This is a genomic window from Enteroscipio rubneri (genome assembly GCF_963929405.1).
In the GTDB taxonomy this organism is placed as follows: Bacteria; Actinomycetota; Coriobacteriia; order Coriobacteriales; family Eggerthellaceae; genus Enteroscipio; species Enteroscipio rubneri.
Genome location: NZ_CAWVIN010000001.1, coordinates 554,867 through 577,441 on the forward strand (window position 1 = coordinate 554,867; position 22,575 = coordinate 577,441).

At 62.4% G+C, this 22,575-nt stretch carries 20 protein-coding genes and 1 tRNA gene; 17 read left to right on the top strand and 4 right to left on the bottom strand.

From position 1 onward, the window contains the following. Positions 1-13: 13 nt before the first annotated feature. A complete protein-coding gene (locus tag ABGT83_RS02405; RefSeq protein ID WP_346685733.1) occupies positions 14-895 on the top strand; it encodes a MaoC/PaaZ C-terminal domain-containing protein in 882 nt (293 codons plus the stop codon). A 157-nt stretch (positions 896-1,052) separates the two neighbouring features. Beyond that, entirely contained in the window at positions 1,053-2,495 is a 1,443-nt protein-coding gene (locus ABGT83_RS02410; RefSeq protein WP_103264891.1) for an MFS transporter, read from the top strand. Positions 2,496-2,799: 304 nt separating this feature from the next. Here ABGT83_RS02410 and ABGT83_RS02415 read toward each other — a convergent pair whose 3' ends face one another. After that, positions 2,800-3,585 carry an enoyl-CoA hydratase/isomerase family protein gene (locus ABGT83_RS02415; RefSeq protein ID WP_103264892.1) on the bottom strand — a complete coding sequence of 262 codons (786 nt, stop codon included), beginning with the start codon at positions 3,583-3,585 and terminating at the stop codon, positions 2,800-2,802. Between the two features lie 733 nt (positions 3,586-4,318). On the opposite strand from ABGT83_RS02415, the gene ABGT83_RS02420 reads away from it, so the two are divergent. Then, positions 4,319-5,614: an FAD-dependent oxidoreductase gene (locus tag ABGT83_RS02420; protein WP_103264893.1), complete on the top strand. Its 1,296-nt coding sequence runs from the start codon at positions 4,319-4,321 to the stop codon at positions 5,612-5,614. Further along, entirely contained in the window at positions 5,611-5,907 is a 297-nt protein-coding gene (locus tag ABGT83_RS02425; protein ID WP_103264894.1) for a ferredoxin family protein, read from the top strand. Before ABGT83_RS02420 ends, ABGT83_RS02425 begins: the two co-directional genes overlap by 4 nt. 128 nt (positions 5,908-6,035) lie before the next feature. Here the strand turns inward: ABGT83_RS02425 and ABGT83_RS02430 are convergent, their stop codons facing one another. Beyond that, positions 6,036-7,649, bottom strand: coding sequence for a PucR family transcriptional regulator (locus ABGT83_RS02430; protein WP_346685736.1), 1,614 nt, complete (start codon positions 7,647-7,649; stop codon positions 6,036-6,038). Between the two features lie 323 nt (positions 7,650-7,972). Here ABGT83_RS02430 and ABGT83_RS02435 point away from each other — a divergent pair, with 323 nt between their 5' ends. Genes ABGT83_RS02435 through ABGT83_RS02450 form a run of 4 tightly spaced genes read left to right on the top strand, consistent with a single transcriptional unit; the run spans position 7,973 to position 13,038 of the window. Further along, positions 7,973-10,381, top strand: coding sequence for a molybdopterin-dependent oxidoreductase (locus tag ABGT83_RS02435; protein WP_346685738.1), 2,409 nt, complete (start codon positions 7,973-7,975; stop codon positions 10,379-10,381). A gap of 10 nt (positions 10,382-10,391) precedes the next feature. After that, positions 10,392-11,009, top strand: coding sequence for a 4Fe-4S dicluster domain-containing protein (locus ABGT83_RS02440; protein WP_103264897.1), 618 nt, complete (start codon positions 10,392-10,394; stop codon positions 11,007-11,009). 8 nt (positions 11,010-11,017) lie between these two features. Next, entirely contained in the window at positions 11,018-12,325 is a 1,308-nt protein-coding gene (gene nrfD, locus ABGT83_RS02445; RefSeq protein WP_103264898.1) for an NrfD/PsrC family molybdoenzyme membrane anchor subunit, read from the top strand. Further along, positions 12,322-13,038, top strand: coding sequence for a TorD/DmsD family molecular chaperone (locus tag ABGT83_RS02450; protein ID WP_346685740.1), 717 nt, complete (start codon positions 12,322-12,324; stop codon positions 13,036-13,038). Before nrfD ends, ABGT83_RS02450 begins: the two co-directional genes overlap by 4 nt. A gap of 96 nt (positions 13,039-13,134) precedes the next feature. Here the strand turns inward: ABGT83_RS02450 and ABGT83_RS02455 are convergent. Together ABGT83_RS02455 and ABGT83_RS02460 are read right to left on the bottom strand one after the other, a co-directional pair. Further along, a tRNA-Asn gene (locus ABGT83_RS02455) sits at positions 13,135-13,209 on the bottom strand. A gap of 137 nt (positions 13,210-13,346) precedes the next feature. After that, entirely contained in the window at positions 13,347-13,736 is a 390-nt protein-coding gene (locus ABGT83_RS02460; RefSeq protein ID WP_103264900.1) for a MerR family transcriptional regulator, read from the bottom strand. Between the two features lie 319 nt (positions 13,737-14,055). Between ABGT83_RS02460 and ABGT83_RS02465 the strand changes: the two genes are divergently transcribed. The 9 genes from ABGT83_RS02465 (at position 14,056) to ABGT83_RS02505 (ending at position 22,555) form a co-directional block, all read left to right on the top strand. After that, positions 14,056-14,247, top strand: coding sequence for a hypothetical protein (locus ABGT83_RS02465; protein ID WP_157938933.1), 192 nt, complete (start codon positions 14,056-14,058; stop codon positions 14,245-14,247). Positions 14,248-14,345: 98 nt separating this feature from the next. After that, the gene (locus tag ABGT83_RS02470) at positions 14,346-16,475 is read left to right on the top strand and encodes an ABC-F family ATP-binding cassette domain-containing protein (protein WP_346685742.1); all 2,130 of its coding nucleotides are present in this window, start codon (positions 14,346-14,348) and stop codon (positions 16,473-16,475) included. A 154-nt stretch (positions 16,476-16,629) separates the two neighbouring features. Next, positions 16,630-17,091: a tRNA (cytidine(34)-2'-O)-methyltransferase gene (locus tag ABGT83_RS02475; RefSeq protein WP_187143290.1), complete on the top strand. Its 462-nt coding sequence runs from the start codon at positions 16,630-16,632 to the stop codon at positions 17,089-17,091. Between the two features lie 202 nt (positions 17,092-17,293). After that, positions 17,294-18,376: a 3-phosphoserine/phosphohydroxythreonine transaminase gene (gene serC / locus ABGT83_RS02480; RefSeq protein ID WP_346685743.1), complete on the top strand. Its 1,083-nt coding sequence runs from the start codon at positions 17,294-17,296 to the stop codon at positions 18,374-18,376. Between the two features lie 87 nt (positions 18,377-18,463). After that, positions 18,464-19,309, top strand: coding sequence for an SDR family NAD(P)-dependent oxidoreductase (locus ABGT83_RS02485; RefSeq protein WP_346685745.1), 846 nt, complete (start codon positions 18,464-18,466; stop codon positions 19,307-19,309). A gap of 102 nt (positions 19,310-19,411) precedes the next feature. After that, positions 19,412-20,098 carry a site-2 protease family protein gene (locus ABGT83_RS02490; RefSeq protein WP_103264905.1) on the top strand — a complete coding sequence of 229 codons (687 nt, stop codon included), beginning with the start codon at positions 19,412-19,414 and terminating at the stop codon, positions 20,096-20,098. Positions 20,099-20,106: 8 nt separating this feature from the next. Beyond that, positions 20,107-20,898: a segregation and condensation protein A gene (locus ABGT83_RS02495; RefSeq protein ID WP_103264906.1), complete on the top strand. Its 792-nt coding sequence runs from the start codon at positions 20,107-20,109 to the stop codon at positions 20,896-20,898. Between the two features lie 6 nt (positions 20,899-20,904). Beyond that, on the top strand, positions 20,905-21,714 hold the full coding sequence (gene scpB / locus ABGT83_RS02500; RefSeq protein WP_103264907.1) for an SMC-Scp complex subunit ScpB: 810 nt from the start codon (positions 20,905-20,907) through the stop codon (positions 21,712-21,714). Next, a complete protein-coding gene (locus ABGT83_RS02505; RefSeq protein ID WP_103264908.1) occupies positions 21,707-22,555 on the top strand; it encodes a pseudouridine synthase in 849 nt (282 codons plus the stop codon). The genes scpB and ABGT83_RS02505 overlap by 8 nt, the downstream gene beginning before the upstream one ends. Positions 22,556-22,575: the final 20 nt, after the last annotated feature.

The following is a 22,575-nucleotide window of genomic DNA, read 5'->3' on the forward strand; positions in this document are numbered from 1 at the left end:
AAGGAGAAAGCATATGGCTATCAGCACTGAGATCGTGGGCAGGGAGTTCGGGCCGTTCGTGCGGGAATACACGTTCAAAGACCTGGAGATATGCGCGCTCGGCTGCAATGCCGGCTACGACGGCTGGACCGACCTCGAGTATGTGAACGAGCACGACGCGGCGAACCCCGATTTGAAGGTGTTGCCCATCTTCGGCGTGCCGCTGACGGTGCACGAGGAGATGACGCGCACGCTCGATTACGGTTACAACTACGACGGCTCGCTCCACTACGGCTTCGAGATCCGCCTGCATGCGCCTTTCAAGATGAGCGACCGCGTGGAGACGTTTGTCACGCAGGACGCGCTCTACGACCGCGGTGAGGGCCGCGGGTGCTTGTCGAAGCAGACAGGGCGCTCCTATTCCTCCGATGGAACGCTTCTGTGCGAGACCGAGACCTGGGACGTGTGCATCTACGATGGCGGTTGGGGAGGCCCCAAGCCGCCGAAGGACATCGTCGAGATGCCCGACCGCGCGCCCGATGCCGTCGTAGTCGAGACGATGCCTCTTAACATGCCGCTGATCTATCGTATAATGGGAGACTGGCATCAGCAGCACATCGACTTCGCCTACACTGAGCAGACGGGGCTTTCGCGCCCCATCGCTCACGGTGTGAGCTTGGGCGGCTTCGCGATGCGCCACATCGTCAGCTCGTTCTTCCCGGGCGAGCCCGAGCGCATGACCCGCTTCAAGACCCGCATCACCTCGCCGGTGCTGCCGGGCACCGCGTTGCAGACCCGCATGTGGAAGGTCGGCGACAACGAGATCCGCTTCCAACTTGTGGATGCCGACGCCGACGAGACCGGCGCGAAGCCTCATTTGAACTTCGGCATCTGCGAATGGAAGCAAGCAGGTTGACCGGGCGAGGTCCACGCTTCGGGGAGCCGTGGCGACGGAGGCTTGCAAGACCATCCATTCGCCTCCAATGATCGTGCGGTCTTCGTCGCTGCGGCTCCCCGAAGCAGCCTCCTGCGATCGACGCAGGCGGCTTTTTTGCGCAGAAGGAGACAAGAGCATGAGCAGTGTGAAGCATATGACGCAGGTGACCAGCTCTCCGACGGCCGAGGCGGCCGGCAACGCAAAGCAGATCGGCGAGAGCGTTGTCCGAAAGGTCAAGCATACGGCGAAGCGCACCATCGACGATGTGGCCATGACGCCGTTCTTGCGCAAGATCACGTTCTTCTCGAGCGGCGGGTCGTTCCTCGACGGCTACGTGCTCTCGCTCATCGGCGTAGCGCTCACGCAGATCACACCCCTGTTCGACCTCACCGAGATGTGGACGGCCGCCATCGGCGCGTCCGTACTCGTCGGCATCTTCGTGGGCACCATCCTGGGCGGCTACCTGACCGACCGCATCGGCCGACGCAAGATGTTCATCATCGATGTGGTGGCCATCGGTTTGTTCTCGCTGCTGTCCGTGCTCGCGAGCGATCCGCTCCAGCTCGTGACGGCGCGCTTTTTCATTGGCATGTTCGTGGGCGCCGACTATCCTATCGCCACGTCACTCATCGCCGAGTTCACGCCCAAGAAGCACCGCTCCATCTCCATGGGCATGGTGTCGGCGGCGTGGTATTTGGGAGCCACCGTTGCGGCGGTCGTAGGCTACTTCCTCTACAGCGTGCCCAACGGATGGCAGTGGATGCTCGGCAGTGCCGTCATCCCCTGCATCATCCTCCTGATCGGTCGGCACGACATTCCCGAGTCGCCCATGTGGCTGGCCCAGAAGGGCCGCCGCGAAGAGGCGGACGCCATCGTGCACCGGGTGTTCGGCGACGATGTGGAGCTGGAGATGGAGGACCCGGGCGAGAAGACGAAACTGTCGAAGGTGTTCAAGGGCGGGTACTTCAAGCGCATCATCTTCCTAGGGATACTCACGCTGTGCCAGGTGGTGCCCATGTACGCCATCTACACGTTCGGCCCCGACATCATGAGCGCCTTCGGGCTGGGCGAAGGCCATGAGGCCATTCTGGGAGAAAGCGCCGTTAGCCTATTCTTCCTTATCGGTTCGATCCCTGCCATGTTCTGGCTGAATTCCATGGGACGCCGCCCGCTGCTCATCCGCTCGCTTGCTCTAATGGCGGCGGGCTTGGTCGTACTGGGGCTGTTCCCGGATGCGCCCATCCTCGTAGTCATCCTGGCTTTTGGGCTGTATGCATTCTTCAGCGGCGGCCCCGGCATTCTGCAGTGGCTTTATCCCAACGAGTTGTTTCCCACGGAAGTGCGTGCAAGCGCCGTGGGTATCGCCATCTCAATTTCGCGTATCGGCACCATCGTATCGACGTACGGCACCCCCATCTTCTTGGCGACGTTCGGCATTGGCCCGACCATGCTCGTGGCGGCCGGACTCGTGATCCTCGGACTTGTGCTGTCGATTTTCATGGCGCCTGAGACCAAGGGTAAATCACTTTTGGAGACGAGCGCGCTCGACGCTGACGACATGAGCCGTCGCGGGGCGTAACAGTTGCGGCTCGCAGCATCTGCGACTCCGGATAAGAGGAGTCGCAGATGCTGTGGTCATATCGCCGTGTTTCGATGATGCCTGCGCTCCGCATGCATCGCTCGGCCGTCGCCAAGCGATCGGCTCGCGTCGGCATACGGCCGGATATCGATGCGAGCACGGTGCTCGATGTGCCTCGCGACGGGGATCTGGCATGCAAAAACCCCGAGCCTTGGAGACTCGGGGTTTTTGCATGGGCGAATCGGCGAGGCTTTGGAGCGATGGACGAGAGGCGGCTCGCCGAGAAGGAGCTGTGCGAGAGCGGTTACTTGCCCTGCCAGTTCGGCGTGCGTTTCTCGACGAAGGCGGCCGGCCCCTCGATGCCGTCGGCGGTCTTCTCGAGGAAACGGTAGGCGGCATCGGAGTAGCGCATGGCGTCCTCTTCGGACATCTGGTCGGCGGCGTGCACGATGTACTTCGTCCACTTCAGGGCCAGAGGCGCGTTCTTCAGGCACTCCTCGGCCAGCTCGATGGCCTTGTCCATGACTTCTTCGGCCGGCACGACGTAGTTGATCAGGCCGAGCGCCTTCGCCTCGGGAGCCTTGATCTTCTTGCCGGTGAGCAGGAGCTCCATGCAGTCCTTGCGGTTGATGTCGCGGGCGAGGCGCACGAGGCCGCCCGTGGAGGCGATGATGCCGAGGCCCACCTCGGTGCAGCCGAACTTGGCGTTCTCGTTGGCAACCACCATGTCGCAGGACAGAGCGATCTCCATGCCGCCGCCGGCCGCGGAGCCGTTGCAGGCGCAGATGACGGGCTTGGAGCATAGGCGCGCGGTCAGGCCGCCGAAGCCGTGCTCGGTCACGGTCTGGCACTCGCCGCCTTCTGAGAGCTCGGAGAGATCCTCGCCGGCGCAGAACACCTTGCCGGTGCCGGTGACGATGATCGCGCGCACCGCGGGATCAAGCTCGGCGTTGTTCATGATGTTCTCCATGGCCTTGGAGGTGACGCCGTTAAGGGCGTTCGCCACGTCGGGTCGGTTGATGCGCATGATCAGCAGGCCGTCCTCGCGAAGTTCGGATACGACCGTCTCGGTTCCGTAGTAATCTGCCATTGCTCCTCCTTGGGTTGTAGCGATTTCCTTCCAGGTGCCGAGCGACGCGGTGTCAGGTGGTCGGTGCAGCTCGATGTCCGTGTTTCCGTGCACGCTCGAAGAACTGGCTTGTATGATAGGAAACGTCGGCTTTGGCGGCATCGCTAGCGGGGTGGTAATTCGCCGATACCTAAAAAACCGTGCATCGCAAGAAAAGCAGTAGCGGGCATGCGGGGCGCGTTTGGCGCTGCACGAGGGTTCTCTTCGGGTACCGTGAAGCTCGAATGCGTTTGCGCGGATATGTGAAAGCGCGGTGATACTATCGTCAAAATATAAGTAATAAAGGATTCGTGGCGGTTTTGCGATAGCAAAAAGATGGACGAATGATTCATACTGTCCGGGAATCGGACCTCTATTGTTCCGTTCACCGAGACTGGTGGCTGGTTGCCGACCAGGACGCGGGCCTCTCGTCCGCAAAGAGCCCCGCCATCTTAAAGTAAGCAAGGCTATCGACGCCTCTTGCCGAACGTGGCGGTACGAATGATCGCTTTCGCATCAGTCGTGCGATATTGAAGAGGACGAGGGCGCCGCGAAGCTTGATCGGCGCGAAGATGGTTCGGTGGGAATATGGAGTATGCTCTTCCTGCTCTAGCGGTTGAGATGCAAAACGCGATAGAATAGCCGCAGTCTAGGGGAGGGCCGGGGAGGTCCCGAACGGCCCACGAGGGACGCAGTTTCGAGAAAGGATGAGAGAATGGCTGATTTCGACGCGATCGTCGTCGGCTCGGGGTGCGCCGGCTCGGTCGCGGCCTACGAGCTGGCCAAGGCGGGCAAGGCGGTGCTCGTCGTTGAGCGCGGCAACTATGCCGGCGCCAAGAACATGACGGGTGGGCGCATCTACGCACACTCGCTCAAAAAGGTGTTTCCCGATTTCGAGCAGAATGCGCCTATCGAGCGGAGGATCGTCCACGAGCGCATCTCCATGATGTCGCCGGACGCGAACTTTACCGTCGATTTCACCTCCGACGAGATGGGCAAGGAGGGTCAGGACTCCTATGCGGTTCTGCGCGGTTCCTTCGATCAGTGGCTTGCCGAGCAGGCGGAGAACGAAGGCGCCGAATACATCTACGGCATCGCCATCGAGGAGCTTCTGAAAGACGACTCCGGTAAGGTCGTCGGCGTGAAGGCCGGCGAGGACGAGATCACCGCCGAAGTCGTACTTCTGTGCGACGGCGTGAACTCGCTGCTGACCGATCAGGCCGTCGGCGCCAAGCGCCCGCCAGCGCATGCGCTGGCGGTGGGCGTGAAGCAGACCATCGAGCTTCCCGCGAACGTCATCACCGACCGCGTGCTGGCTGGCAGCGACGACGAGGGCGCGGCGTGGCTGTTCGCCGGCGACTGCACCAAGGGCACGTTCGGCGGCGGGTTCATGTACACGAACAAAGAGTCCATCTCCCTCGGCGTGGTTGCCGGCATCGAGGCTACGGCCAACCACGGCAAAGCTCCGGTGTACCAGATGCTCGAGGACCTGAAGAACCATCCGGCGGTTGCCCCGCTCATCAAGGGCGGCAAGGTTGTGGAGCACTCGGGACATATGGTGCCCGAGGGCGGCATCAACATCATGCCCGAGGTCGTCGGCGATGGCGTCCTCCTGGCGGGCGACTGCGCCATGATGTGCATCAATCTTGGCTATATGGTGCGCGGCATGGACTTCGCCGTGGCGGCGGGCCAGATGGCCGGCCAATGCGCCGCGAAGGCCATCGATGCGGGCGACACCTCGAAGGCGGGCCTGGCCCCCTACAAGACGGCGCTCGAGAACTCCTTCGTACTGAAGGACCTCAAGCAGTTCAAGGCCGTTCCGGACTTCATGGAGAATTTCGAGCGCATGTTCTGCGGCTACCCGGAGATGATTCGCGACGCGATGAACACGATGTTCATCGTCGACGGCACGCCCGTCCAGCCCATGAAGAAGTCCATGATGCCCATCGTCAAGCAGGTTGGAATCATGAACCTGCTCAAGGACGTGAGAGGAGCGATGAAGGCGCTATGAGCGATATGAAGATCACGGTGAACGTCGACGAGTATCTGGCGATCAACAAGTACGAGGTCGACGAGTCCAACGCGCATATCGAGCTCGTCGACGATCCGTCCGATGCCGAGTTCGACAAGCTGATTCGCGTGTGCCCCGCCGCGCTGTACAAGCGTGACGACGAGGGAGCCAAGACGTTCGACTACGCCGGGTGCCTGGAATGCGGTACCTGCCGCATTGCCTGCGGCGACACCATTATCAAGAAGTGGGAGTACCCGCAGCCTACGATGGGCGTAGAGTACCGCTTCGGCTAGGAGCGCTCTTCGCTACGATAGGCGCTTCGGCGTTCGCGGACGCTGGTTGCTGACAACGGCCCGAAACCCTCCTGAGGGGTTCGGGCCGTCGCTTGCGCATGGATAGTTCCCCGTGGTCCGCGCGAGCCTCATTTGCGGTCGGCGTCGGAAGACGGGAAAGGCGATGGCGTCGTCCCCGTTTTTGAAAGCAAGCGCAAAGACAGGTGTATCCGGAGCGGGTCGAAGCCTTTCTCGGCCAGGTCCTCAAGGTCGATGCCGCTTATAGCCTTGATGCGCTTCAAGCGGTATGCGAGCGTATTGCGATGGATGAAAAGCGCTTCGGCTGTGCGTACGGCGCTGCAACCATGCTCGAGATAGGCGAGTGCCGTTGGCACATAGTCTGCCCCATCGCGCGCATCGAAGAGCGCGAGTTCGACGATGCTGCGATCAAGCAGCTGGTGCACGCCGTCGTCGAGCGCGAGCCGCTCGGCAGCGTCCTCGAACCAGCAGTCGTCATAAAAGCAGGTTCGCGATATGCCGAACCTGCCCGCATAGGCTCCTTTGTCGGCATGTCGATAGGCGAATGCGGCTTGATCAGCCGCCGTGCGCACGAGCGAGAAATCCATGAAAAGCGATGAAAACCCCGCAAGAAATCGCGGCTCCGTATCGGGGGCGGCATCGCAGCGGGCGTGGCGATCGTGCATAACGCTCAAAGGATAGTCGTCGTTGCGCGCGATCATCAGGTGGGATGCTCCCTCCTGGTAGAAGCGTGCCAACGGATAGCGCCTGGAGATACGTCGCAGTGTCTGCGCGCTCTGCGCTTCATCCTCCTCGTCTGCCCCGCTGAAACACGCCACAAAATAGGAGTCGTCTACCTTCCACCCCAGCTCAGCCAGTCCGCATTCGAGTGCGCGCGGTCGCACGGCCGATCCGGCGAGCAGGTCGCGCAGCGGGCCGAGGGACGCTTCCGCGATTTGGGGATAGGTCTTTCGGGGAAGAATCATGTTGAGCATATCGCCGAACCGGTCGGCGAGGGCCAGATCGGCGGGTGTGAACGGGGCGTTCACATCAACCAGCTCGAAGCAGCCGTGATACGCATCGCCGCACACGAGGTTGCGTACGAGATAGGTGCGACCATCGTCCATCGCATTGGGGACGAGATAGGCGTCTCGCCTTCCGAATGCGTTTCCCGAACATGCCGCCCATGCCTCCGCGTAGAGCTCGGAAGGGCACATGCCGGTTTCGATTGCGGGGGTCCACAGCCGGTCGTGAAAGCCTTCAGGAATCGTCCCGGCCGTCAGAACGAAGTAGAGTGCTCCGTCGGAAAGCATGATCGGGTTCGAGAACATGGTCGCTGCGACGTCGAACACCTCCTGCAGCGGGGCGTCGCGGGCCATTGCTGCAAGGATGCCTTCCGCCCAACCGTCAAGGCGCATACGGTACTCAAGGAGGCGTCCGAGCAGTTCATGAGGGGACGGAAGCCCCTCTGCAGCCGGTACGAAGATCGCGTTCAAACCTTCTAAGCTCAGATGGTTCGCATCGGCATCGTATCCGAGCACGACGAACGATCCGAAGTGCGCGATGTCGTGTTTCTGCTGCATGCACGTGCAGATATCGGCGATGAAAAGGGTTCCAGGGCGCGGTCTGCTTGCGGGCGAGAACACTTCGATACGGTCGAGGTCGAGCGCCGAGTGCGACGCGAACCGGGCAATGGGGTGCAGATCGGCGAGCTCTGCATAGACGAGATCGAGATTGAAGTCCATAGCACTCCTTGGCGGCGGAACGGTTCGATGCCCTGACGAGGCTTCTCTGATAATCGGCTGGTTTGAGAAGCCGATCGGCACGGCCTTATCAACGGGTGAGCAACGGCGGGCCTTCCAATCGGCGACGTCCGGTCATTCTATCAGGTATGAGTCCGAGCTTTGTTCAGAATGCACAAAGCATCATGCTCATATTTGGTTCGAGAAGACGATGACGGCGCCGCGTGTGCTGGCTAGACTTAGCGGCCGGAACGCCTCTCGGCGCACCTGCGGCGGGAAGAAGCGAACGAGCAAACGAACGTGGAACGAGAGCGAAGGAGCACGGCATGGAGCTGACGAGACGTGGCTTCCTGAAAGAGTCGCTTGCGGCGTGCGGCATGGGCGCGGCGGCAAGCATGGTGATGCCGTACGGATGGTTGGCGCCTGCAGCAGCGCATGCAGCCGTTGGCCCTGTGGGCGCGACGAGCGCTGATGGGGGCGAGGAACGTATCGCCTGCACGTACCATCAGGAGCATTGCGGCGGGATGTGCCCGCTCAAGTGCACGGTCCGGAACGGGCGCCTGGTGAAGGTGGAGCCGAACGACTGCGTGGACGACCGTTACGAGACCATTTGCCTCAAGGGCATAGCCGAAGTGGAGCACGTCTACGGAGCCGGGCGCGTGCAGGTGCCGCTCAAACGCTCCGGCGAGCGCGGGTCGAATGAGTTCGTGCAGGTGAGCTGGGATGAAGCACTTGATGATATCGTGACGCGCATTCAGGGCATCCAAGAGACGCACGGCAATGATGCCGTGATGGTCACGGCATCAAGTGAGGCGAACTTTCCGTTTCTGGCCGCCATGCTCGGCGCCCAGACGGGCGGTAACACAGGTATCGACGTGGGTACCGGAAACGGACTTGATCCTGCCATCGGGTTTGGCGGAGGCTATGCCATGGCGACCGCCGAAGCGCGCGATTGGGTGAATGCGCGTCTCGTGCTGACCGTCGGCAGCAATTTCTGCGAATCCAGCTTGCCTCAGGTGCGTTTGTTCTTCGAGGCGAAGGAGGCCGGGGCGAATATGATCGTCGTCGACCCGCATTTCTCCACCACGGCGTCGAAGGCCGATGAGTGGGTGCCCATCGAGACGGGCACCGACGCGGCGTTGTTTCTGGCCATGGCGCACGTCATCCTGAATGAGGGCCTGGGCGACGCGGTGTTCATGGCGGCGCATACGTCGCTGCCCTTCTTGGTGGACGTCAGGACGGGATCGCTCCTGCGCGAGCATGTGGCGGATCCTGCGGCGGAGGAGCCCGAGACGGGTGTGCAGAACCCGTTTCTTGTGATCGGGTCGGATGGAGCGCCGGTTCCCTATGATCGCGCCGGCGTCGAGCCGGCTCTTTCCGGCACGACGAAGGTGGGTGAAGCGCAGGCGCGCACAGTCTACGACCTGCTTGTCGAGAGCCTGTCCTCCTGCACGCCCGCCTGGGGCGCCGATATCACCGGTGTTGTCGAGGAGAAGATCGTCGAGCTTGCACGGCTTTATGCACAGGGCCCGTCCACTATTGCTTTGGGATGGGGTGGCAACGACAAGCTGTCCAACGCCGATATAGCCGGGCATGCGGCCGCCGTGCTCGCTGGCATTACCGGCAACATCGCCAAACCCGGTGCGAACATTGGCGTGTTCGTGGGTGGCTGCTGGAATGGTCGCTCGACCACGCTCGGAGCGTGGGAGCTGCCTGAGGGCATGGAGCCGTCCGAGGACGAGATGGCCGCCTACGACATGCGTGAGAAGCTCAACAACGTGCGCGCCTACATCTGCTGCGGCGATTTTATGGCGCAGCACTTCGCGCACATGGCAAAGACCGAGGACTGGGCGCGTTCGCTCGATCTCATCGTGTCCATCGACCCGTACTTTACCGAGGGTGCGAAGTGGGCCGACTACGTGTTGCCGGCTACGACGCGCTTCGAATTGGACGCCGAGGTGGGCAATGCCAAAGTGGGCTACAACCAGCTTGTGCTACAGAACAAGGTGATCGACCCGCTATTCGAGGCCAAAACCGATTTCTGGATTCAGAAGGAGTTTGCGCGCAGGCTGGGCGTTGAGGATGCGCTCCCGTCGGACTCGGTCGAGCTCGTTGAGACTCTCATTTCCGGGGCTGAGGATCCTGAGATTGGCTCTCTCACCATCGGGCAGATTAATAAGAATCATGGAGCCTGGCCTCTGCCCGGCATCGACGAGCCGCGTCAAGAGTTCGCCGATCTCGTATTCGCCACGAGCTCGGGACGACTTGACCTCTACTACGAGAATCTCGTTTCCTTCGGGCAGGCGCTGCCCGCATGGGAGCCGCCTGTTGAAGCATGGCGGGACAATCCAAAGCGCGCCGACTTTCCGTTGCAGCTGGCGAATGTGCGCACGCGGTTCCATATTCACAATCAGTTCAACGATGCGCGGTGGATTCAGCAGTATTTCGAGCCAACGCTTGATGCGAATCCCGCCGATCTCGAGGCGCGAGGCCTAGCTACAGGGGATGTCGCAGAGGTGTTCAACGATCGGGGCAGCTTTGAGGTGCGCGTACAGGGCAATCCTTCCATTCGGCCCGGCTCGGCGCGTCTGTGCGAGGGCGCGACGGCCGACTATCTTGCGAGGGGCAACATGCAATCCGTTACGAACGATACGATGATCGAGCGTGGCTCGGAGCTTCTGTGCGGCCCGGTCATTCCATTCTCGGACACCCTTGTGGAACTCAGGAAAGCGTAAGGAGGCAGCCATGACCAAGCTTGCCATCGCGATCGATCTTGACCGCTGCGTGGGATGCCACACCTGCGCGAACGCCTGCAAGATGCAAAACAATGTACCCATGGGGATGCTTTGGAACAGGATTCTCACGAAGGATTGCGACGTCATCGACGGAGCGGTGGGGGAGTACCCTGCGCTCGCCCGCACCTATCTGCCGGTACAGTGCCAGCATTGCGCGAATGCGCCGTGCCAGAAGGCGTGCCCGACTGGCGCCACGTACAAGGACGAGAAAGGCCGAGTCGAGGTGGATTACGACAAGTGCATCGGCTGTCGTATGTGCATGGCGGCGTGCCCCTACAATGCGCGCGTGTTTAACTGGGACGACCCGGTGCGCGAGCCTGGTTTCGACTATGGCGACGCTCGCGTTCCTGTCCGTGCAAAGGGCGTGGTGGAGAAGTGCACGCTATGCAAGGAGCGAACCGATGGCGACGAGGTTCCCCTGTGCGTGCGCGTGTGTCCAGCGCGCGCCCGCATCTTCGGTGATTTGGACGATCCCGACAGCGAGATATCCCGGGCTGCACTTCGTTCGGGCGCGCATCATCTTCTCGAAGAAAAGGGTTCTCGGCCCCAGATCTTCTACATCGGTTAGGAGAGATCATGAGTCTGACAAGGCCTTACAAAATCACTATCGCCGTTTTGGCCGTGCTCGTCGCACTCGGTATGGGCGCCTACATCTTCCAGCTTGTTGGAGGCCTGGGCGTCACCGGCATGTCGAACGGCACGTCGTGGGGGCTCTACATCGCGGGCTTCATGTTTCTCGAAGGACTTGGCGCCGGCGCGCTTGCCATAGCTTCAGGTGTGACGGTGTTCCGCGCTTCGGCATATCGTGCGGCGGTGCTCCCGGCCGTCATCATATCCGTCGTGTGCATGCTGCTGGCCGGGGCCCTCGTACTCATCGACCTGGGCGGTGTCGTCCGTATAGCGAACATGATGCTCTCGTTCAACCCTGCTTCTCCGTTGTTCTGGGATGTCTGTCTGGTCAGCTGCTTTCTCGTGGTGGGCGTGGTGTTTTTGTACCTGCTGACGTCCAAACGCGGCACTGCGGCCAGCCAGATGGCGACGGCGCGCATCGCTCTGCCTATTGCGGTGCTCGTGCCTTCCGTCACGGCGTGGCTTTTCGGATTGCAGATCGCTCGTGAGGGGTGGTACTCGTCGATCATGGCCCCTCTGTTTGTCGCATCGGCGCTCGACTCGGGCTTGGCGTTGCTCGTGCTCGCACTTATCTGGTTGAACCGCAACCGCGTGCGGGCTGGTTCAGAAAGATGCCTCTCGGGTTTGGCCGGGTTGCTCGCCCTGTTCGTTGCTGTCGACGGCTATATGGTTGGCTGCGAGGTGCTGACTATGGCGTACCCGGGTACGGAGGGGGCCGCCGCATTGCTCGCTGAGATGACGTCGGGATCGATGGCGCCGTTTTTCTGGATCGAGGTCATCGTCGGCGTGTTCGCGCCTTGCTTGATTCTTGCGTTTGCGAAGAACCGACGTCGACCGGGCATCGTGGCGCTTGCAAGTGCTGGCGTGCTTGCAGGTGTGTTCTGCAAGCGCATCTGGCTGCTGCTTGGCAGCTTCGTCTATCCCAACGTGGCTGGCGCGCCCGGGCTTATCTCCGGTTCGAGCTCGACGCAGGGCGTCGAAGGCGTGCACGGTTGGACGGTCGTCAGTTCGTATGCTCCGACGCTTCCCGAGGTGCTCATCGTGGCAGGTGTTTTCGCGCTCGGCGTCCTGGCCTTCCTCGTGCTCGCTCAACGATTTTTGGTGGACGATGTCTCATCAGAAGAAGGATTGACGGACAAAGGCATGCTCGCTGTTGAAAGAGAGGACGTCGTTGCGTCCCACGAGCCGATCGAAGCCTCCCTCGATTGCCGTTTCGGGACGGTGCGCGCCGGCGAGCAGGAGCGGTCGCAATGAGCGTGCTCGACGTGCCGTCTGCTCGCATGCAAGCGGATGCCGAGCCGAACGTGGGCGTCTTCGCGTTCGGTCCTTCGGAATGGGAGCTTTTGTCCGAGCGGTTCGCCTTTTTGGGAAACAGCCTGCTCGATCCACCCTCGCGCGATACGGCCCTCGGACTGCACGAGCAGTTTTGGGGCGTTTTCGCAGAGGGGCTCGTCGGCGTCGGCTGTGCGAACGAGCTCATCGTGAGCGGCGTGGATCATGCGCAACGCTTCGCGCGCCGTATGGCTGTCGGAGATGAGGGCGCGCTCGGTCTTGTTCGGATGGAGCATGCGCGTTTGTTCGTCGGCCCTCCGAAGCCGGCCGCTCCTCCTTGGGAGACGTTCTATGCGCAGCCTGGATGCATCGGAGATGCGGGCTTCGGCCGCGCGACGTTCGCTATGCGCTCCATACTGCGGCAGGCAGGCTTGGAGGTGCGGGGCGCAAGCAACCAGTACGCTGACCATATGGGGCTCGAGCTGCTCTACATTGCAACGCTCTGCGATCGATTCGCCTGCGCGCCGCCTTCCGCTGATGAGGTTGCGATGCTGGTTGGCTTTGTGGGGACGCATCCGGGTGCATGGGCGCCGGCGTTCTGCGCGGCCGTGCAGAACGCAGCCCCCGACGGCTACTACCGGTGCATCGCGGAGACGGCTGCAGGACTGTGCCGATGCCTGGCTCGGAATGCCTAGGAGCTTGCGAGGTGCGGATATCGTGCGGCCATCGAGTCTTGTTATGGCGGGGTAAACAAAAAGATCACCGGTATATACCGGTGATCTGGCATTTTATGGCTCCCCGGGTAGGATTCGAACCTACAACCCTCCGGTTAACAGCCGGATGCTCTGCCGTTGAGCTACCGAGGAATCAAGCGCTTCAGTGCGCAAGTGAGAATTATACCCGAACCTCGCCAATACGCAATACCGAATTTTCAGCGAAATGCGCGGGTTGTGGGGCTGATTCGGCGCTGTTTTCCGAACTGCTCCTCCTGCGGTTCGCGCTGCTATGCTTCGGGCGCATCCCCGCGAATCACACGTTCCTTCATGAGCATCTCTTCGTAGTTTTCGATCTTACCGTTCAAACGGTCGAGGCCGGCCTGCATGTCGGCGATGCGCTTCTCCACCAGCTCGCGCTGCTCTTCCAGCAGCGTTTTGCGCGCGGCGGCCGTGTGCTCGCCCTGCTCGAACAGCTGCATGTACTCGATGAGCGCCTCGATGGACACGCCGGCGCCGCGCATGCACTTCACGAATTGCACGCGCGCGCAGTCCTGCTCGCCGTAGTCGCGCACACCGCTTGCGTTGCGCGTGACGCTGGGCAGCAAACCGATGCGCTCATAGTAGCGTAGGGTGTCGGCGCTCAATCCGTACTGTTTGCTCACTTCGGCTATCTTCATAGCGCGTCGCTCCTTTCGTTCGCGTGCTGTGCCTATTGAAGCACATGGAGCGCACTCCAAGTCAAGCGATCGGATGAAAGCGGATCCGCTTCGCAGATAAAGGACGTCGAACGCGCGGATTCGAGCGCGCGTCGGAGGATGAGCATGTCGCGTTCGCGCAATGATAGCACCGCCTTCTGCGCGGAGAACGAGACCGACGGCGCGGAAACCGCAGCCGCGGGAGTAAGCCTGTGGCAAGCGTTTTCCCGCTGCGGCGGCTAGCGGGGCGTGTCGTTCTCCCATGTCATCGAACTTTGGAGCATTCCCACTAAAGAACCTCGTGAAAAACGACCTGGGCTTCACGTTTCTGCCGCGTTTCGCCGTGGCCAGCGAGCTGCGCGCCGGCGAGCTGGTGGAGTTCGAGGCGGGGCTGGGCGAAACCGTCATCACGGCGGCGTGCTGCTGGCACAAGGACAAATGGGCGAGCCCTCTGATAAGCTTGTTTTCCGGGCTCTGCGAAAGCGGGTGGTAGCTTCGGCCGAATATCGGCTATCATAAATGGTCGCGCCGGTGCGGTCGAAAGCCGCTTCGTCGCGCCGCAAACGAGTCGAGGGAAAGCACGCACGCACCATGATCATGCAGCTCGAACATATAGCGAAGTCGTTCGGAGGACGCCAGCTCTTCCACGACGTGACGTTCCGCCTGGAAGAGTATGAGCGCCTGGCGCTCGTGGGTCCCAACGGCGCCGGCAAGACCACCATGCTCAACATCATATCCGGCCAGGAGGACGCCGACGAGGGCCGCGTGCTGTTCGCCAAGGGCGCGCGTGTGGGCTACCTGGAGCAGGAGGCCATCGAGATGGCAGACCAGCCCATCTTCGAGGAGGTCATGTCCTCCCAGGTTGAGGTGCTGGAAGCCGAGCGGCGCCTCTACAAGCTGGAGCACGAGCTGGGCGAGGACCCCACCGAGCAGCAGCTGGCCGCCGCTGGGCGCGCCCGCGACGCCTACGAGGTGCTGGGCGGCTACACCATCGAGGCGAAGGTGCGCAGCGTCATGTTCGGCCTCGGGTTCAAGGAGGACGACCTGCGCCGCTCCACCACGGAGTTCTCGGGCGGCTGGCAGATGCGCATCGCGCTGGCGAAGCTGCTGATCCGCAACCCCGAGGTGCTGCTGCTCGACGAGCCCACGAACCACCTGGACCTGGAGAGCGTGAAGTGGCTCGAAGGGTTCCTGCGCGGCTACGCCGGCACCGTGGTGGTGGTGAGTCACGACCGTGCGTTCATGGACAACATGGTGGACCGTGTGGCCGAGGTGGACAACGGCCAGGTGAACCTGTACAAGGGCAACTACTCGGACTACCTCAAGGCGCGCGAGGAGCGCCTTGAGCGCCTGCGAGCCGAGGCGGCGAAGCAGGCCGAGGAGATCGCCCACATGGAGGCGTTCATCGAGAAATTCCGCTATAAGGCCACGAAGTCCAAGCAGGTGCAGGACCGCGTGAAGAAGCTGGAGAAGATCAAGCGCATTGAGCTTCCCGAGGAGAAGAAGACCGTACACTTCAACTTCAAGCAGCCTCCACGCACCGGCGATGAGGTGGTGCGGGCGCGGGGCCTGGTGAAGCGCTTCGGCAACAAGACGGTGTACGACGACTTCGACTTCACCATGTACCGCGGCGACAAGATAGCGCTCGTAGGGCCCAACGGCGCGGGAAAGTCGACGCTTCTGAAGATGGTGGCCGGCGCGCTTGCGCCCGACGCGGGCACCATCGACTACGGCGTGCACGTGACCAAGACCTACTACGCCCAGCACCAGCTGGAGGAGCTGCACCCCGGCAACACCGTGTTCGAGGAGCTGGACCATGTGGCGCCCGGCTGGACCATCTCCCAGGTGCGCACGCTCCTGGGCGCGTTCCTGTTCACAAGCGATGCGGTGGACAAGCGCGTGAGCGTGCTGTCCGGCGGCGAGAAGAGTCGCCTGGCGCTGGCGAAGATGCTCGTGGCGCCCCGGCCGCTGCTGTGCCTGGACGAGCCCACGAACCACCTGGACATCGCGAGCGCCGATATCCTGGAGCAGGCCCTGCGCGCGTTCGAGGGCACCATCCTGTTCATCACGCACGATCGACATCTCATCCGAGGCGTTGCGAACCGCATCGTGGAAGTGACGCCCGAAAAGGTGACCAACTACGACGGCGACTACGATTACTATCTGTTCAAAAGCGGGCAATTGGACGGTCCTGCGTCCGATGAGCGCTCGCTTGTGGACGAAGTGATGGCGGAGGACGGATCCGGCAAGAAGGGCAACAGCGCAAAGGACGGATCGAGGGCCGCGGGTTCGAAGCTCCGTGGAGCCAAAACCGTCGCGAACGTAGATCGACGCGACTGCTCGGGCCCGGCCGAGGGCGCCGCTGCGAAGCCGGCCGGCCAGTCCGCCGAGCTCACTGCTCCGCGCGAAAGCGCTCCCAAGACCAAGGAGCAGAAGCGCCGCGAGGCCGAGGCTCGCAACCGCGCCTACGCCGCGCTCAAGAATCATCGCAAGCGCATTGCCGAGCTCGACCGTCAGATGGAGCGCGACAACGCGCGCATGGCGGAGCTTTTAGAGCTCATGGCCGACCCGGGCTTCTATATCAATGAGGATGCCTCATCCGATGCCGTCGCCGAGCATGCCAAGCTCAAGCAGCGGCTTGCCTCGGCCGAGGAGGAATGGTTCACATTGACCGAAGAGCTGGAGGCCGAGATGGCGCGCCAGGCTGAGGAGCTGTCGTGAGGGCGGGCGGGTGGACGCCCCGTCGATCGAGCGGTCCTCGCTTCTCTTCGGAACTCGCTTGGCGGGCGTCCACCCACTCGTCCTTCGCTCGGTTTTCGCTGGCTGGTCCTCTCGGCCTCCAGCCCTTCGCCCGCTGCGGAAGGAGCGAACACGCGTGCTGAACATCGTGCTCGTGGAGCCCGAGATACCACAAAATACGGGCAACATCGTGCGGACGTGCGCGTGTGTAGGCGCGCGGCTGCACTTGGTGGAGCCGCTGGGGTTTCGTCTGACGCAGAAGAACCTCGCGCGTGCCGGATGCGACTATTGGGATGAGGCGGATATTGTGCGCTGGCCGTGCGCCGATGCATTTTTCGAGGCTCATGACGTTGACGAGCTGCACCTGTTCACCGGGCAGGCGCGTCGCTCGTTCGCCGAGACGGCGTATGGCGAGGAAGCCTATCTGGTGTTCGGACGCGAAAGTCGAGGGCTTGATCTGCATCTCATCGAGGCACATGCAAGCCGCTGCGTGCGCATTCCCATGCGCGAGGGCCTGCGCAGTCTCAATCTGGGCAACGCCGTGGCGGTGGCCGCGTACGAGGCCCTGCGCCAGCAAGGATGGCCGGGACTTTCGTAGGATCGATGTGATCATGTGCAGGGAGAATGCTCCCGGCTGTCGCATAGCCTCGTCGACGACGAGCTGTCGCATGCGATAGGAATGCCGCCCTAGCCGCCCAGGCCCTCGTTCGCTGCTTTAGCGGGATAAAGCGTTGGCCGGCATAACGAAATGTGTATACTTAATCACATTATCATGAAGCTCGTTCAAGGAGGTCGTCACTATGGCGCGTGTCTACAACTTCTCCGCCGGTCCTGCGGTGCTGCCTGAGGAGGTGCTTGCCCAGGCCGCGTCCGAGATGCTCGACTACCAAGGCTGCGGCATGTCGGTCATGGAGATGTCCCACCGCTCCGCCGCGTTCAAAAGCATCATCGAAGGAGCCGAGCAGGATCTGCGCGACCTCATGGGCATCCCCGACAACTACCGCGTGTTATTTCTGCAGGGCGGCGCGTCCACGCAGTTCGCCGCCATCCCCATGAACCTCATGCAGAACAAAGCGGCCGACTACATCGTGAGCGGCTCCTGGTCGAAGAAGGCCTTCAAGGAGGCCAAGATGTACGGCGACGCGCGCTGCGTGGCCTCCTCCGAGGACGAGAACTTCTCCTACGTGCCCGACGTGCGCGCCCTCGAGCTCTCCGATGACGCCGACTACGTCTACATCTGCCAGAACGAGACCATCTACGGCACCGTGTACCACGAGCTGCCCGACACGAACGGCAAGCCGCTCGTGGCCGACGTGTCGTCGTGCTTCCTCTCCGAGCCCATCGACGTCGAGAGGTACGGCCTCATCTACGGCGGCGTGCAGAAGAACGTCGGACCGGCCGGCGTCACCATCGTCATCGTGCGCGACGACCTCGTCACCGAGGACGTGCTGCCCGGCACGCCCACCATGCTGCGCTACAAGACGATGGCCGACAATGACAGCCTGTACAACACGCCTCCGTGCTACGGGATCTACATCTGCGGGCTCGTGTTCAAGTGGTTGAAGGCCCAAGGCGGCCTCGAGGGCATGCAGAAGCGCAACCGGGAGAAGGCGCAGCTGCTCTACGACTACCTAGATGAGAGCAAGCTCTTCAGCGGCACGGCACGCGTGGAGGACCGCTCCATCATGAACGTGCCGTTCGTCACGGGAAGCGACGAGCTGGACGCGAAGTTCGTCGCCGAGGCGAAGAAGGCCGGCATCGAGAACATCAAGGGCCACCGCAGCGTGGGCGGCATGCGCGCGAGCATCTACAACGCCATGCCCCGCGAGGGCGTGAAGGCGCTCGTGGAGTTCATGGAGAAGTTCGAGGCCGAGAACGCCTAGGCTGCGGCTCGCCGAATCCGATCATGCGCCGGCGCCCTGCGACAATGAGTACGCAGAGCGCCGAGCTGTCGAAGAAAGGAGAGCGGTATGCTCGACGGTCCTGTTTGGATGATCACCGGTGCCAGCCGAGGATTGGGAAGCGAGTTCGCGAAGGTTGCCCTCGAAGGCGGTTGCCGCGTTGCTGCGACCGCTCGTCGGCCCGAAGCGGTGAGCGAAGCGCTTGGAAAACAGGAAGGCCTCGTGGCGGTCGCGCTCGACGTGTGCGACACCGATACAATAGCCGATGCCGTGCAGCGCGTCCTTGACGCGTTCGGCCGTATCGACGTGCTGGTGAACAACGCAGGCTACGGCATCTTCGGCGCGCTCGAGGAGACCACCGATGCGGAAACGCGCGCAATATTCGACACGAACGTGTTCGGCATGATGAACGTGACTCGTGCGGTGCTTCCCGCGATGCGCGCGCAGGGGGCGGGCCGTATCGTCAATATCGGCTCCATGGCCAGCTTCGCCTGTGATCCGGGAGGAGCGCTCTACGATTCGACCAAGTTTGCCGTGGCCGCCGTGAGCGAGGCGTTGGCGCTCGAGATGAAGGGCTTCGGTATCGAGAGCATGGTGGTCGAGCCCGGCATGTTCCGCACGAACTTCTTCGACTCGAGTTCGATCCGTTCGCCCGAGGCGCCTCTCGACGTATACGACGGCACGCCTGCGCGCGGCGCCCAGGAGTTTTGCCTCGGCCACAACCATCGGCAGCACGGCGATCCGCGCAAGGCCGCGCAGCTTGTTTTCGACATCGTCTCGGCCGACGAGCCGCTCCCTTTGTGGCTGCCTGTCGGCAAGGACTCCGTCAAGAAGTTCGAAACGAAGCTCGCCGGCATGATCGACTCCGTCCAACCCTTCAAGGAACGCTGCTGCGACTGCTTCGTCGACAAGTAGCGCGAGCCGTTGTCAGCTGCCTGTCGCCACGACGGGGGCACTTGTGAAGTTTCCCCGGCCGAGTGCATGGGTGCCCGAGGTTGCGATAGACTGGTCAGCATTATGTCTGCAACGTTGCCGTATATCATCATCAGCGTCCTGTGCTTCGTTCCGGCCATCGTGCTGCACGAGGCCAGCCACGGGTTCGCCGCCTACAAGCTGGGCGACCCGACGGCGCAGCGCGCCGGGCGGCTTTCGTTCAATCCGCTCAAGCATGTGGATCCGTTCGGCACCGTCATCATGCCGCTGCTGCTCATCGCCATGAACATGCCGGTCTTCGGCTACGCGAAGCCCGTTCCGTACAATCCAGCCTACTTCGAGGATCCCCGCAAGGGTGACCTTATCGTGGGTTTGGCCGGCCCCGCCGCCAACCTTGCCATGGCTGCGCTGGCGGGCCTGGTCGCATGGGCGCTCTACCTTGTCCTGCCGGTGGCCCAACTCGTACAGCAAAACGAGCTCTTCTATTATTTCTATCTCATGTTCCTGCCAATGTTCGCACTCATCAACCTGTACCTCATGTTCTTCAACCTGCTGCCCATCCCCCCGCTCGATGGCTCGTCGATCTTTGCGTTCTTCCTGCCGCCGAAATACCTGCCGAAGTACTACAAGGTACAGCAGTACGCGCTGCCGGTGTTCCTGGTCGTCGTGCTCCTGCTGCCCTACGTGCTCCACTTCAACCCGATCGGGCTTTATCTCGACGCCACAGCCGGCTCGGTAGCCAACCTGCTGTTCCCGTTCCGCGTCTCGTAGGACCGCCCATGTCGTACAAGGTTCGCATAGACAGCTTCGAAGGGCCGTTCGACCTCCTGCTGTACCTGGTCAGTCGCCAGAAGGTGGACATCGGCGCCATCTCCATTACGCAGATTGCCGATCAGTACCTGGCCGAGGTGTCGCGCATGGACACGCTCGATCTCGATGTGGCGAGCGATTTTTTGCTGGTGGCCTCGACGCTTCTGGAGATCAAAGCCGAGAGTCTGCTGCCGCGCGAGCGCGATGCGGCGGTCGACGAGCTGGAGGAGCTCGCACCGAGCGAGGCGCGCGATATGCTTGTGGAACGGCTCCTTGCGTACAAGCAGTACAAGAACGCCGCGAGCGCGTTGCATATGCGCTTTGTCTCGGAGGGCCGCATGCATGCGCGACCGTTCGGGCCCGACGCGTGCTTTTTGAACCTCATGCCAGACTATCTCAAAGACGTGACGCTGGACGGCCTGGCACTTCTGGCGGCGCGCGCCCTTGCGCGGCGCGACGTGTTCCTTTTGGAATCCGAGCATATCGCCGCGAAGCCCATTCCGGTGGAGGTGCACGTGCGGGCCATTCATCAGCGCATCCGCAACAAGAAGGCGTTGCGCTTTTCGGAGCTCGTGAACGAGCGCACGCCGATCCCCGTCGTGGTGGTGACGTTCTTGGCCATCCTCGAGCTGTACAAGCGCGCGATGGTGAAGATCGAACAAGCCGAGCTGTTCGGCGATATCGACATCCGCTATATCGAGGGGTCTGGCGAGCTGCTGCTCGAGGGGGAGGATGCCCTCACGTCCGTGGAGGAAGGATAGGCTCCCATGTTCCAAGGCTTGCAGGAAAACCAGCTTAAAGGGGCCGTTGAGGCGCTGCTGTTCGTTACCGACGAACCGGTGGGAACCATCGCGCTCGCCGATATGCTGGAAGTGGAGCCGCTCGAGGCAGAGCGCGCACTCGTGGATTTGCGCGAGCAGCTGGCGGAGGAGAACCGCGGCATCCAGCTGCGCGAGGTGGCCGGCGGATGGCGCTTGTACACCCATCCGGTGTACCATGAGCTCATCGAGAAGTACGTGCTGTCATGGGATACGCGCAAGCTCTCGCAGGCGGCTATGGAGACGCTCGCCATCGTGGCATACATGCAACCGGTCACGCGAAGCGGCGTGGCTAGCGTGCGCGGCGTGAACTCGGACAGCTCCATCAACTCGCTCGTGGAAAAAGGACTCGTGCGCGAAGCGGGCGTTGCCGACTCTCCGGGCAATCCCACGCTCTACGCCACGACGCGTGCGTTTTTGGAAAAGTTCGGGCTGCGTTCGACTGTCGATCTGCCCGACCTCGACCAATTCGCGCCTGACGACGATACGCGCACCTTTATCCGAGAGCGTCTTTCTGCGACGCGCGAGGACGTGCGCATCGCCGAGGGCGCGCGCCTGGGCGGAGAGGGAGACGATCCTCTCGACGGCATGGAGTTCGAGCTTGATGATGAAGCCGCGGTCGTGAGCATGGAGACGCCGCGTGAGGAGGCTGCCGCCGATGCAGCTCAGCAGATGCTCGCTGAGGCCATTTCGAGCGGGTTCGGGCTTGTGGAGAAGATCGACTTCGAAGACCTGACGTTCGAGACGGACGATGAGTAACCCCGAGCCTCGCATCGTGCCCATGCGGCTGCAGAAGTTCCTCGCTCGGGCAGGGGTGGCGAGCCGACGCGGGTCGGAGAACCTCATGACGGCCGAACGCGTAACGGTGAACGGGCGGGTGGTGACCGAGCTTGGAAGCAAGGTGGATCCGCTCGTGGACGAGGTGGCCGTAGATGGCAAAGTGGTGCGGCTTGCCGATGGGCCGGTCACGCTCATGCTGCACAAGCCGGCCGGCTTCGTGACCACGATGTCCGATCCGCAGGGGCGTCCTACCGTGGCCGAGCTCGTGCCGACGGAGGCTTGCCCGGGACTTTTTCCGGTGGGCCGGCTCGACGCCGATACGACGGGGCTTCTGCTGTTTTCCACCGACGGAGAGCTGGGAAACGGGCTTTTGCACCCTAAACGCCACGTAGTGAAGCGCTACCTTGCTTGCGTGGAAGGTCGTCCCACGGAGCGCGAACTCGAAGCGCTGCGCCATGGCATCGAACTCGACGATGGACTCGCTCTGCCGGCCGACGCGCGCCTGCTCGAAGGCGGCGCGGCGATGCGCGCAGGCCGCGTGCTCGACGTGCCGCCCGCAGTGCCGCCGCGCTCCTCCCGCGAGTACGCGGATGCGTGCCGGGGGCGCGCTGCAAAGCGCTCGTTTGTGCGCATTTGCCTGCGCGAGGGGAGGAAGCGCCAGGTCAAGCGTATGCTTGGAGCCATCGGGCACCCAGTGGTGGCGCTGCATCGCGACTCGTTCGGGCCGCTCGAGCTGGGGGAGCTTCCTCGGGGCTCCTGGCGCGAGCTCTCGGCCGACGAAGTGGCAGCGCTGCATGCGGCGGCCGAGAGCCGCGATTAATGCTAGAATGATGCCGGATA

Excerpts from the sequence above, each read along its gene's own strand:
- ABGT83_RS02405 (WP_346685733.1), top strand. The coding sequence starts at position 14 with ATGGCTATCAGCACTGAGATCGTGGGCAGGGAGTTCGGGCCGTTCGTG.
- ABGT83_RS02410 (WP_103264891.1), top strand. The coding sequence starts at position 1,053 with ATGAGCAGTGTGAAGCATATGACGCAGGTGACCAGCTCTCCGACGGCC.
- ABGT83_RS02415 (WP_103264892.1), bottom strand. The coding sequence starts at position 3,585 with ATGGCAGATTACTACGGAACCGAGACGGTCGTATCCGAACTTCGCGAG.
- ABGT83_RS02420 (WP_103264893.1), top strand. The coding sequence starts at position 4,319 with ATGGCTGATTTCGACGCGATCGTCGTCGGCTCGGGGTGCGCCGGCTCG.
- ABGT83_RS02425 (WP_103264894.1), top strand. The coding sequence starts at position 5,611 with ATGAGCGATATGAAGATCACGGTGAACGTCGACGAGTATCTGGCGATC.
- ABGT83_RS02430 (WP_346685736.1), bottom strand. The coding sequence starts at position 7,649 with ATGGACTTCAATCTCGATCTCGTCTATGCAGAGCTCGCCGATCTGCAC.
- ABGT83_RS02435 (WP_346685738.1), top strand. The coding sequence starts at position 7,973 with ATGGAGCTGACGAGACGTGGCTTCCTGAAAGAGTCGCTTGCGGCGTGC.
- ABGT83_RS02440 (WP_103264897.1), top strand. The coding sequence starts at position 10,392 with ATGACCAAGCTTGCCATCGCGATCGATCTTGACCGCTGCGTGGGATGC.
- nrfD (WP_103264898.1), top strand. The coding sequence starts at position 11,018 with ATGAGTCTGACAAGGCCTTACAAAATCACTATCGCCGTTTTGGCCGTG.
- ABGT83_RS02450 (WP_346685740.1), top strand. The coding sequence starts at position 12,322 with ATGAGCGTGCTCGACGTGCCGTCTGCTCGCATGCAAGCGGATGCCGAG.
- ABGT83_RS02460 (WP_103264900.1), bottom strand. The coding sequence starts at position 13,736 with ATGAAGATAGCCGAAGTGAGCAAACAGTACGGATTGAGCGCCGACACC.
- ABGT83_RS02470 (WP_346685742.1), top strand. The coding sequence starts at position 14,346 with ATGATCATGCAGCTCGAACATATAGCGAAGTCGTTCGGAGGACGCCAG.
- serC (WP_346685743.1), top strand. The coding sequence starts at position 17,294 with ATGGCGCGTGTCTACAACTTCTCCGCCGGTCCTGCGGTGCTGCCTGAG.
- ABGT83_RS02485 (WP_346685745.1), top strand. The coding sequence starts at position 18,464 with ATGCTCGACGGTCCTGTTTGGATGATCACCGGTGCCAGCCGAGGATTG.
- ABGT83_RS02490 (WP_103264905.1), top strand. The coding sequence starts at position 19,412 with ATGTCTGCAACGTTGCCGTATATCATCATCAGCGTCCTGTGCTTCGTT.
- ABGT83_RS02495 (WP_103264906.1), top strand. The coding sequence starts at position 20,107 with ATGTCGTACAAGGTTCGCATAGACAGCTTCGAAGGGCCGTTCGACCTC.
- scpB (WP_103264907.1), top strand. The coding sequence starts at position 20,905 with ATGTTCCAAGGCTTGCAGGAAAACCAGCTTAAAGGGGCCGTTGAGGCG.
- ABGT83_RS02505 (WP_103264908.1), top strand. The coding sequence starts at position 21,707 with ATGAGTAACCCCGAGCCTCGCATCGTGCCCATGCGGCTGCAGAAGTTC.